The 12,136-nt window shown below is 41.9% G+C and carries 9 protein-coding genes and 1 tRNA gene; 7 read left to right on the forward strand and 3 right to left on the reverse strand.

Annotation, left to right across the window (positions count from 1 at the left end):
- Positions 1–714, forward strand: a 714-nt coding sequence (locus tag BHV72_RS05415) for a VapE domain-containing protein (RefSeq protein ID WP_286855036.1), incomplete at its 5' end; no start/stop codon positions are given.
- A gap of 117 nt (positions 715–831) precedes the next feature.
- Here BHV72_RS05415 and BHV72_RS05420 read toward each other — a convergent pair.
- Positions 832–1,998 carry an exo-beta-N-acetylmuramidase NamZ family protein gene (locus BHV72_RS05420; RefSeq protein WP_286855037.1) on the reverse strand — a complete coding sequence of 389 codons (1,167 nt, stop codon included), beginning with the start codon at positions 1,996–1,998 and terminating at the stop codon, positions 832–834.
- A 68-nt stretch (positions 1,999–2,066) separates the two neighbouring features.
- Between BHV72_RS05420 and BHV72_RS05425 the strand changes: the two genes are divergently transcribed.
- Entirely contained in the window at positions 2,067–2,603 is a 537-nt protein-coding gene (locus BHV72_RS05425; protein WP_005678749.1) for an HDIG domain-containing metalloprotein, read from the forward strand.
- 89 nt (positions 2,604–2,692) lie between these two features.
- Positions 2,693–5,401, forward strand: a complete 2,709-nt coding sequence (locus BHV72_RS05430; RefSeq protein ID WP_005682674.1) for a putative LPS assembly protein LptD — start codon at positions 2,693–2,695, stop codon at positions 5,399–5,401.
- A 125-nt stretch (positions 5,402–5,526) separates the two neighbouring features.
- On the opposite strand, the gene BHV72_RS05435 is transcribed toward BHV72_RS05430, so the two are convergent.
- The gene (locus BHV72_RS05435; protein WP_005682675.1) at positions 5,527–6,189 is read right to left on the reverse strand and encodes a uracil-DNA glycosylase; all 663 of its coding nucleotides are present in this window, start codon (positions 6,187–6,189) and stop codon (positions 5,527–5,529) included.
- Between the two features lie 5 nt (positions 6,190–6,194).
- Positions 6,195–7,232, reverse strand: coding sequence for an aspartate--ammonia ligase (asnA, locus tag BHV72_RS05440; RefSeq protein ID WP_005678753.1), 1,038 nt, complete (start codon positions 7,230–7,232; stop codon positions 6,195–6,197).
- A gap of 219 nt (positions 7,233–7,451) precedes the next feature.
- Here asnA and BHV72_RS05445 point away from each other — a divergent pair.
- From BHV72_RS05445 to BHV72_RS05460, 4 genes are all read left to right on the forward strand, one after another.
- A tRNA-Arg gene (locus BHV72_RS05445) sits at positions 7,452–7,524 on the forward strand.
- Positions 7,525–7,810: 286 nt separating this feature from the next.
- A complete protein-coding gene (locus BHV72_RS05450; RefSeq protein WP_286855038.1) occupies positions 7,811–9,019 on the forward strand; it encodes a tyrosine-type recombinase/integrase in 1,209 nt (402 codons plus the stop codon).
- Between the two features lie 646 nt (positions 9,020–9,665).
- Positions 9,666–10,214: a UpxY family transcription antiterminator gene (locus tag BHV72_RS05455; RefSeq protein ID WP_005678761.1), complete on the forward strand. Its 549-nt coding sequence runs from the start codon at positions 9,666–9,668 to the stop codon at positions 10,212–10,214.
- Positions 10,215–10,298: 84 nt separating this feature from the next.
- The coding region (locus BHV72_RS05460) for a polysaccharide biosynthesis protein (RefSeq protein ID WP_286855039.1) at positions 10,299–12,136 on the forward strand (1,838 nt) is incomplete at its 3' end.

The following is a 12,136-nucleotide window of genomic DNA, read 5'->3' on the forward strand; positions in this document are numbered from 1 at the left end:
CCGCAGGCATACCGGAAGTCCACTTTTTGCAGAATGCTTCTTCCTCCTGCTTTACAGGCGTACTATACGGACAGCATTGATTTCAGTCGGAAGCGGGATGCGGAGTTGTATCTGAATCGCTTTTTGCTTATTAATATGGATGAATTCGACCAGATAAGTCCCACCCAGCAGGCTTTTCTGAAGCATATTCTGCAAAAACCGGTGGTGAACACGCGCCGTCCGAATGCTTCGGCGGTGGAAGAACTTCGCCGGTATGCTTCGTTCATCGCTACAAGCAATCATCGGGATTTGTTGACGGATACTTCCGGTAGCCGTCGTTTCATCGGCATTTACATGACGGGAGGCATAGATGTGTCGCGTCCCATTGATTATGAACAATTGTATGCACAGGCGTTGGAACTGCTTTATCATAACGAACGTTATTGGTTTGACTCCGAAGAAGAGGCTATCATGACGGAAAGCAATCGTGAGTTTGAACAATCACCCGCTATTGAACAGTTGTTTATGGTTTATTATCGTGGGGCAGAAGAAGAGGAGGAAGGTGAATGGCTGTTGGCTATCGACATCCTGCGACGGATTCAGAAAGCAAGTAAGATGACATTCTCTGCCAGACAGGCTTCTTATTTCGGACGTATCTTGCAACGGCTTGGGGTGAAATCCAGACGGAAAACGTATGGTACGTATTATCATGTCGTACCTTTGGAGGTAAAATAGATACTTCATTTTAATAGTATAAGTATGATAGATGCCGGAGATAATAGTTATCTATCATACTTATAGCTTTAGTTATAAGGGATTTATGAAAAAGAATGAAAGTATGATACTTGTTTTTTATTCATAAAGAAGATATTTGTTTCTCATCTTCTTGTAATCCTGTAATTCCTTTTGCCAACTATTTCGGATAGTCTCTTCCGAATCGCCTCTGAGGATAGCTTTGCGTACACTATCCGTGCCCATGAGCAAGTCAAACCACCGGGCACGGGAGAAGAAAGCGGCACCTTCGCCGGATAAACGGTAGAAATGCAGGAAATAGCGGAGTGTAAATCCGTTCACATCGTCTGCGTTCCGGAGGTCTTCGCCGTAGCAGACTACATTTTTGTGCATCGGATTCTTGTCAAAACCGGGGAGAGAGCGGGGAGTGAAAGTAAAATCTCCGTATTTCTTGTTGGGTGCGCCCAATACTTGGAAAGGAAATGTCGTTCCCCGCCCTACGCTGACGCGGGTAGCCTCAAACGGGCAGAGTGACGCATACAGGCGAATGGACTGATCGTTCGGCAGGTTGGGAGAGGGCTTTATGGGAAGCGAATAGGGTTCTCCGTGTATCCAACCCGTGGCTGGAATTACTTTTAATGAACAAGGATTTTTCTTGTGGGCAATCCAGCCTTCTCCGTTAATCATTCGTGCCAGTTCGCCGATAGTGCATCCGTGGAGTACCGGGATAGGAAGCATACCGACAAAACTCCGGTAGGCCGGTTTGAGTATCGGACCCTCTACGTAGTCGCACGGATTGGGCCGGTCTAGTACAATCATTTCCTTATTGTTTTCTGCACAGGCTTCCATTACGTAGTACATTGTGCTGATATAGGTATAGAAACGTGCTCCCACATCCTGAATATCGAATAAAATAACGTCGATATCTTTCAGTTGGGCGGCAGTCGGCTTTTTGTTGTTTCCATAAAGAGAGACGATACTGACTCCGGTACGGGAGTCTTTGCCGTCTTTCACAGTCTCCCCCGCGTCTGCATTTCCACGGAAACCATGTTCGGGGGCAAATACCTTGACTACGTTGATATGCTGTTTCAACAGAGTGTCGAGCAAATGAGTCTGCCCCGTTCCTACAACAGAGGTATGATTGACCACCATTCCGACACGTTTGCCTTGAATGAACGGCAGATATTGTTCGAAGCGTCCGGCGCCTGCGACAACTTTGCCGCTAATGCATTCAGGAAAGACTGTAATAAACAGAAAAAAAAGAATGAGGGAAGTTCTATTTCTCATGTCGGTGATTTTTTGTAATATTGCACAAAAATATTAATTTCTCATCAAGAGAACAAAAAATAGAGCACATGAATCCATACGAAATCATTGATAAGTATTATCCGGAAAATACGGAGCAGCGGCAAATCTTAGTAATACACAGTCTTTCTGTGGCCGGAAAGGCCATGAAAATACTGGATGCGCATCCCGAACTACGTTTGAACCGGAGTTTCGTGAAAGAAGCCGCCCTATTACATGATATCGGTATTTTTCAGACCAATGCGCCTACGATTCAGTGTTTCGGTTCGCATCCTTATATAGCTCACGGTTATTTGGGAGCTGAAATCTTGCGTGAAGAAGGTTTCCCGCAGCATGCACTGGTTTGCGAACGCCATACAGGGGCCGGACTATCCTTGCAGGACATTGTCGACCAGCAGCTTCCTGTACCCCATCGCGAGATGTTGCCCATAACTCTGGAAGAACAGTTAATCTGCTTTGCCGATAAATTCTTTTCTAAGACTCACCTGGACGAGGAAAAGTCGGTAGAGAAAGCCCGTCATAGTATTGCTAAATATGGTGAAGAAGGCCTAAGCCGTTTTGACAGATGGTGTTCTCTCTTTTTATAGCACTAAAAAATAATTAAATAACGAAGATTCTAACTCATAATTGGTGAAGTTTATGTACTTTTGCCACTTCAAGCGTAAACTATTAGTTAATGGCGCCATTGAAAGCAAAAATACTTATATCATCTATACTGCTGATTGTCTTACTGATGCTTCCCGATGAGGCTACGTCTCAACGTCGAAGAAGAGGAATGATTGCCCCCAATACTGCACAGAATGATTCCCTCCACGGAAATGATTCATTGAAAGCAGATACGGTTACGGTACGCATGGACTCTATCGCACCGGCTAAGAAGAAACAACCGCTCGACGCACCGGTTATTTATGAATCTAACGACTCCACAGTTTTTACTTTGGGCGGAGCCGCTACGTTGTATGGTAGCGGAAAAGTTAATTACCAGAATATAGAGTTGGCAGCGGAAGTTATTTCAATGAATCTGGATAGCAGTACGGTGCACGCCTACGGTATCAAAGACTCTTTGGGAGTGGAAAAAGGTAAACCTGTATTTAAAGAGGGAGATACCGCTTATGATACGGAAACTATCCGGTATAACTTCAAAACTAAAAAAGCGGGAATCACCGAAATCGTAACTCAACAGGGGGAAGGATACGTGACCGGAAGCAAAGCCAAGAAGGGGGCCAATGATGAAATTTTTATGGAGCATGGGCGCTATACGACTTGTGACCACCATGACCATCCTCACTTCTATATGCAGTTGACAAGGGCCAAGGTGCGTCCTAAAAAGAATGTAGTGACGGGACCTGCCTATCTGGTGGTGGAAGATGTACCTTTGCCGTTGGCTGTTCCGTTCTTTTTCTTCCCGTTCTCCAGCAGCTATTCTTCCGGTTTCATCATGCCGACTTATATGGACGACTCCAGTCGCGGTTTCGGTCTGGCAGAAGGCGGATATTATTTTGCTATCAGTGACATCATGGACCTGAAAATGACGGGAGATATCTTTACCAAAGGTTCGTGGAGACTTTCCGGATTGACCAACTATAATAAACGATATAAATACTCCGGTACGCTGCAAGCGGATTATCAGGTCACTAAGACGGGGGACAAAGGGATGCCGGATTATGCAGTTGCCAAGGACTTTAAGATTGTCTGGAATCATCGCCAGGATGCCAAGGCGAGTCCGAACAGTACTTTCTCTGCCAGTGTAAACTTCTCGACCAGTAGCTACGAACGTTCAAATATCAACAACCTTTATAATTCACAGTTGTTGACTCAGAATACCAAAACATCAAGTATCAGTTATTCACGCAGTTTCCCTGATATCGGTCTGACGCTTTCCGGAACGACCAATATTGCACAGACCATGCGTGACTCTTCCATTGCGGTGACGTTGCCCGACTTGAATATATCGTTGAGCCGTCTCTTCCCGTTCAAACGCAAGAAAGCGGCCGGGGAAGAACGCTGGTATGAAAAGATTTCTCTTAGCTATACAGGACGTCTGACAAACAGTATCCGTACGAAAGACGACCGTCTGTTCAAAGCCGGACTGAGCGAATGGGAAAATGCGATGAATCATAATATCCCTATCAGCGCTACTTTTACTCTGTTCAAATATTTGCAGGTTAATCCTTCGGTGAATTATACGGAACGTTGGTATACCCGTAAGGTAAATCAGCAATATAATGAGGAAACGCGTAGACTGGAGGCATTGCCGGGCGATACGATTAACGGTTTCTACCGGGTATCCAACTATTCGGCAAGTTTGAGTCTGAGCACCAAATTGTATGGTATGTACAAACCTCTTTTCATGAAGAAAAAGGAAATACAGATTCGTCATGTGTTTACGCCACAAGTTAGCCTGAGCGGTGCTCCGGGATTTAGCAAGTATTGGGAGGAGTATACTGATTATAACGGTGATACACAATATTATTCTCCTTTTACCGGACAGCCTTATGGCGTTCCTTCCCGTGAAGGTTCGGGAACAGTCAGTTTCTCGATAGCCAATAACTTGGAAATGAAGTATTACGACGCAAAAGAAGATACGGTCAAGAAAGTGAGCCTTATTGATGACTTGAGTGCAAATATGTCTTATAATATGGCGGCAAAGGAACGGCCGTGGAGTGATTTGAGCATAAATCTTCGTTTGAAGTTGACCAAGAGTTATACCTTTAATATGAATGCGTCATTTGCTACGTATGCTTATACTTTTGATAAAAGCGGTAATGTAGTTACCGGTAACCGGACGGAGTGGTCGTATGGTCGCTTCGGACGTTTCCAGGGATATGGTTCTTCATTTAACTATACTTTCAATAATGATACTTGGAAGAAGTGGTTCGGACCGAAAGAGGATGAAGATAAGGATAAGAAGAAGCCGGAAGGTGATGATGAAGATTCGGAAGGCTCGGAGGAAGACGGAACTGTCACTAAGAAGGTCGAGAATGCGCAAGCGGACTCGGACGGTTATCAGGTATTCAAAATGCCTTGGTCTTTGAGTTTTAGTTATTCGTTCAATATCCGTGAAGATAGAACGAAGCCTATTAACCGCCACTCTATGAGATATCCTTATACGTATACACATAATATCAACGCGAACGGAAACGTGAAAATATCCAATAACTGGTCGCTTTCATTCAACTCCGGTTACGACTTCCAGGCAAAGGAGATCACACAAACTTCTTGTACGATTTCCCGTGATTTGCACTGTTTCAACTTGTCCGCCAGTCTTTCACCTTTCGGACGGTGGAGATATTATAATGTTACTATCCGGGCAAATGCAAGCATTCTTCAGGATTTGAAGTATGAACAGAGAAGCCAGACGCAAAGTAATATCCAGTGGTACTAGGATAAGCGTAGAGTTGAAAGATATATAATTGCATTGTTGCAATATTATGGAAAAAGAAAATGGCTGTGCTATTCATTGGGTAATAGCGCAGCCATTTTCTTTTTCAACTCTCAACCTGTATTCAACTACCAGTTGATTTCCGTTTCTCCATGTGCCTTTAAATAATCATTTGTCCGGCTGAAATGCTTGTTGCCGAAGAAACCGTTATAGGCGGATAGGGGAGAAGGGTGTGCAGAGGTAAGCACTAAATGCTTGTTCCGGTCAATGAAAGCTCCCTTCTTTTGAGCGTACGAGCCCCATAAGATAAACACCAGGTGCTCCTTGCTTTCTGCCAGGGCACGAATAGCGGCGTCGGTAAATGTCTCCCAACCTCGGTTTTGATGAGAACCGGCTTGATGTGCACGTACAGTCAGTGTTGCGTTGAGCAGCAGTACACCTTGTTCGGCCCAGCGGGTTAAGTTTCCTGTGGTAGGAGCATCTGTTCCTATATCTGCTTTGATCTCTTTGAATATATTCACCAGTGAAGGCGGGAATTGTACTCCGTCGTTAACGGAGAAACAAAGTCCGTGTGCCTGACCCGGTCCGTGATACGGATCCTGTCCGATGATTACTACTTTTACCTTATCGAAAGGACAAAGGTTGAAAGCATTGAATATCAACCTTCCGGGAGGAAATATCTGATATTGGCTATATTCGCTTTTTACAAATTCTGTAAGTGTGCGGAAGTAGTCCTTGTCAAATTCCGGTTGCAAATGTGTTTTCCAACTTTCTTCTATCTGTACGTTCATAGCAATTATATAAGGTGTATATCAAGTTCTTCGCATTCTTTGCGCATATCTTCGGGCCAGATGCTGGCCTGTATTTCTCCGATATGTGCTTTCCGAAGGTAGAACATACACAAACGTGACTGTCCGATACCTCCACCGATAGATAACGGGAGAGTGTCATTCATCAGGCGCTTGTGGAAATAGAGTTCCAGTCTTTTTTCTTCGTGCTCCTCTTTCAACTGACGTTGCAGGGCCTCTTTGTCTACACGTATACCCATAGACGAAAGTTCGATAGAACGTTGCAGTACATCGTCCCAAAGCAACAGGTCGCCGTTTAGTCCGGGCAGGCCGTTCAAGCCGTTTGTTGTGTAGTCGTCGTAGTCCGGAGCACGGCCGTCATGTTTCTTGCCGTCGCTCAGTTTGCAGCCTATGCCGATAATGAATACGGCACCGTATTTCTGGCAGATAGCGTGCTCACGACATTTAGGTTCCAGGTTCGGATAGAGTTGGCGTAACTCCTCAGAGTGGATGAAATGTAACTTTTGAGGCAGGCACGGCTTGATTTGAGGATACATTTCGTATACCATATATTCTGTGCGAATCATGGCTGCATAAATGCGGTTAACGATTTCTTTCAGGAAGTTTACGTTTCTGTCTTCGTCGGTAATAACACGCTCCCAGTCCCATTGGTCTACATAGAGTGAATGTAGATTACCCAGTTCCTCGTCGGAGCGGATTGCGTTCATGTCGGTATAGATACCGTATCCCGGTTCAATGTGATAATCGGCTAAGGTCAGTCTTTTCCATTTAGCCAGTGAATGAACTACTTCTGCTTGTGCGTCGCCCAAATCTTTTATCGGGAAAGAAACAGGTCGTTCTATTCCATTCAAATCATCGTTGATACCCATGCCTTTCAACACAAACAGGGGGGCTGTCACACGTCGCAGGCGTAGTTCGGATGATAAGTTTAATTGGAAGAACTCTTTTATTTGCTTGATTCCCAGCTCGGTCTGTTTCAGGTCGAGAAGCGGTTTGTAGTTCTTAGGTTTTATCAAGTAACTCATAGGTTTGTTAAATGTTAATTGTCGGCAAAGATAGGAATAAAAATGATATATGTATTGAGATTTCTCTAAAAGATTGTCAAATTGATAAACTATGTGCTATAAAGCATTTCAAAATAACAGAGTGTTAACAGGTGTGGGTACCTTAATAACTATAAAAAAAGAAGAATCATTAGGAAGATGAGAAGATTTTTTATACTTTTGTCCTCGCATAAAAAGAATGGCCCCGTAGCTTAGTGAATAGAGCGTCAGATTCCGGTTCTGAAGGTCGTGCGTTTGAATCGCACCGGGGTCACATGGATATCCCTTGATAATCAGTAGATTATTGAGGGATTTTTGCATTTAGTGGTGTTGTTTTAAGCGCTGATAGTGTTACATATTGCATAAAAAATAAGAATTAGTTATTAAAATAAGGTAAAGCGGCAAGTTATTTCGATAATTGTATGTTCTGTAGTGAAGAAATAGTGGAATGTGAATTATAGAGAGTGGTTATTGTAAAATTCGGATAAAACGTTTTATTCGGATCATTCAATATCTATGAGTTTACGTTTGGTTATATTGATTTTGAGAAATAATTTTGTATGGCAACAGTAAAAGTAAAATTCCGTGCATCTTCCGTCGCTACGAAAGAAGGTACACTTTTCTATCAAGTGATTCATAAGCGTATAGTAAGACAAATACATACCGGATACAAGTTGTTTCCTGCGGAATGGGACGCGGTACATTCGGAGGTTGTTCTGTCTTCGGTAACCAGTGAAAGTCGGAGAGATTACTTGCTTTCTTTGAAAAATTCTCTGTTGGAGGATAGTGTAAGGCTGAAGAATATTATTACCCGTCTTGAGCGTTCAGGCATTGCTTATACTTCAGATAGTTTGGTGGAACTTTATTGTGCATCCACAGAGCATAGTGGTTTCATATCCTTTACTCTTCATCTTATCAAGGAGTTAAATCAAATTGGCAAACACCGTACCGCTGAAACTTATATGACTACATTAAACAGCTTTGTACGTTTCCGGAAAGGGAAAGATGTCTTGCTGGAAGAAGTTGATTCCAGTTTGATGATGAAATATGAGAGTTATTTGAAGTCTACCGATATTTGTCCGAATACCACCTCTTATTATATGCGGAATCTTCGGGCTATTTATAATCGTGCTGTGGAGAAGGGCTTGACGGTTCAGCGAAGTCCTTTTAAATATGTTTATACAGGGATAGACAAGACGGTCAAACGTGCTATTCCGTTAGAGGAGATTCGCCGTTTAAAGGAACTTGATCTGACAAAGAGTCCTTCTCTGGCTTATGCGAGAGATATTTTCATGTTTTCATTTTATACCCGTGGTATGTCATTCATTGATATGGCTTTTTTGAGAAAGAAAGATTTGCAGAACGGAATTCTGTCTTATCGCCGGCAGAAGACGGGGCAACAATTATTTATCAAATGGGAGAAGCCAATGCAAGAAATAATTGACAGGTATGATACTCAGGGGAGCCCTTACCTGCTACCTATTATACGAGATATGGAGGTAGACGGAAGGAAACAGTACAAGAAAACTGCCCATTTGGTGAATCAAAAACTGAAAAAACTTGGAATGCGGTTGGGGTTATCTATACCTTTAACTACGTATGTTGCCCGCCATGCCTGGGCTAGCATTGCCAAGAGTAAAAATATTTCCTTGTCTGTTATCAGTGAAGCTATGGGACACGACTCGGAGAACACTACCCGCATTTATCTCGCCTCATTGGATACTTCTTTGGTAGATAAGGCAAATAGTCTTATTCTTAAATCATTGTAGAGATAAGATAATCTACCATATAGCCATGAAACTGTAAATCGGAAATATGTATCAAAGGATATGTATGATTTGCTGTTACTTTTTTTGCACATTAAAACTTTCCTAAAGTAAGGATATAACAAAGTAAAACAGGATCCGGATACGATTTAATAGTCATTATACATCATTCTTAATTCTATAATGATATCGTACTGGTTATTAAAGAGAAACTACAAGAAGGGATAATATTGATATAAACTAAATTTGTTTAGCAAAATATAGTTCTCTCTATAAGATAAATAACAGGGTGTAAGTTTTAATTTAACAACTTAGATATCAGATAATTACAATCATTATATAATTAATGATAATTAAACATTTGTTAAGTAAATCCTTCTCTAGAAGAAGCAATTACCCAAAATTACATCTGTTTTATGCTGTTATTTCCAATAAATTACGTACCTTTGTGCCCGTTAGTATTTCTCTTATAGAGAGAAATAAGAAGTAAGGTTGTAAATAGACCTTGAATGCATCTTGTATGGTGAAGATGAAACAGTCTGATAATAACGGGGAGGAATCTCTTATTTTTTTAGAATTTGATTGTAACTGCTTGATATATAGTTCTATATATGATTGGGCAGGACTAGGATAATTGTCTTGAGGTTTTATGGCGCTTCTGAAGAATGAACAACGGATGCATTGGTATGTAATGCGTGACCTCAAACGTCCCAATGCTAAATTGCCTGCTTATAAACAGCTCAGTGATGAACATCTAGAAGTATTTACTCCTATGCAATGGCGGTTAAAGTTGAAAAATGGCAAACGAATCCGTGAAGAAGTACCGTTTATGCAGGACCTGCTTTTTATCCACGATACAAGAGAAGTTCTAGATCTGTTTGTTCGTAAAATACCGACCCTGCAATATCGTTACCAGAAAGGTGGCGGTTATTGTCAGCCTATGATGGTTGCCGATTTGGATATGGAGCGTTTTATACGTGCTGTCCGAGGTTCAGAAAATCCTAAATATTATTTACCTGAAGAGATAAGCGATACAATGTATGGTCGTATGATCCGTATTATTGGAGGTCCTTTTGAAGGTTATGAAGGCCGTCTGCTTACTACCCGTGGCTCTAAAGTCAAACGTCTTCTTGTCGAACTGCCTAATTTCTTTTCGGTGGGTGTAGAAGTAAATCCTGATTTGATAGAAATAATATAATTATGTACGATTATATACTATTATTCTAGTTGTTTATAATCAGCGTTGTAAGAATATATGATAATTAATTGGGGGATTTAAATTATGAAACACGCATTTGACCGTTTTATTCATTATTTACAGAAAAACTACTTTAGTTATTGGGTTGTATTGGGAATCGATACATTCATAGCTTTACTGTGTACTTGGGTGTCATTTATTGGCATTCATTATATTACGGAAACTTCCAAAGAAATAGTTTCGCTTTTCCATATCTTGGCGGTTTCAGTTATATCGAGTGTTTTGGGGGCTACTCTATTTCATACTTATCGTAATACGATCCGTTTTTCCCAGTTGAAGGAATTATGGAGGTTGGCGGGAAGTGTGCTCATAAAGGCTGTCTGCATAGCCATTGTCATTTGGTTTCTCCTGCCACAGACGGGATTACATAACAGTCAGAAAATAATTTTTGTACTGTTTGACGCTATGCTTACTTTTATTGTTATGGTTGGGTTTCGTATACAGTTGATTATTGTTTATGAATTCTTGCTAAATGTACTGAATAAAAAGAATATGCGTATTCTGATTTATGGTATTGATGATAAGAGTGTGGCATTGAAAGTCCGGTTACTGAACAGTTCTCATTATAAAGTTGTAGGCTTTTGTATTTATGGAACAGGTAATTCTATTCGGCGTGTGGCTGATCTTCCTGTTTATTCTTTTAAAGATGAAGAGTGCTTCAATAAACTGATTCATAAGAAATGTATCGGAGGCATCTTGTTTGCCCGCTATGAGAATACCCGTGAAGAAGAAGGACGTTTGCTTCAGTATTGTAAAAGAAACGGGTTGAAAACACTGATAGCTCCGAGTATTAGTGAGGCTGACGAAAACGGAAGTTTCCACCAGTGGGTACGTCCTATCAAGATTGAGGATTTGCTGGGTCGCTCAGAAATTCATATTAATATGGAGGAGGTGATGACTGAGTTTTGTGGCAAGGTTGTGTTGGTGACAGGAGCAGCCGGTAGTATTGGTAGCGAGCTTTGCCGGCAATTGGCTCAGATGAATATCAAGAAACTGATCATGTTTGACTCTGCCGAGTCACCTCTGCATAATGTCCGTCTGGAATTTGAGAAGAATTATCCCGGTCTTGATTTTGTTCCTGTCATTGGAGATGTCCGTGTGAAAGAGCGTCTTCGTATGGTGTTCGATATCTATCACCCTCAGGTAATCTTCCATGCTGCTGCTTATAAGCATGTTCCGTTAATGGAGGAAAATCCCTGTGAAGCTGTGCTGGTCAATGTGGTCGGTTCGCGTCAGGTTGCTGATATGGCTGTAGAATACGGAGCTGAGAAAATGATCATGGTTTCTACCGATAAGGCGGTGAATCCGACCAATGTAATGGGATGCTCGAAACGTCTGGCAGAAATCTATGTACAGAGTCTGGGATGTGCTATTCGTGAGGGAAAAGTGAAAGGTCATACCAAATTTATCACTACCCGCTTTGGAAATGTCTTGGGTAGTAACGGCTCTGTAATTCCCCGTTTTAAGGAACAAATCGAGAATGGTGGTCCTGTCACAGTGACTCATCCCGATATCATCCGTTTCTTTATGACTATTCCCGAAGCTTGTCGCCTGGTAATGGAGGCCGCTACTATGGGTGAGGGCAATGAGATTTTTGTCTTTGAGATGGGCAAGGCTGTGAAGATTGTTGACTTGGCTACTCGTATGATCGAACTTGCCGGTTATCGTCCGGGTGAAGATATTGAAATAAAGTTTACGGGATTACGTCCGGGTGAGAAACTTTATGAGGAAGTCCTGAGTGATAAGGAGAATACGATTCCTACTGAAAATAAGAAAATTATGATAGCTAAGGTACGTCATTATGAATATGCTGATATTCTTGACACTTATGCGGAGTTTGAGAAGTTGTCGCGTACAGTAAA

The organism is Bacteroides sp. 43_46, from assembly GCF_001915455.1.
GTDB classification, from domain to species: domain Bacteria; phylum Bacteroidota; class Bacteroidia; order Bacteroidales; family Bacteroidaceae; genus Bacteroides; species Bacteroides caccae.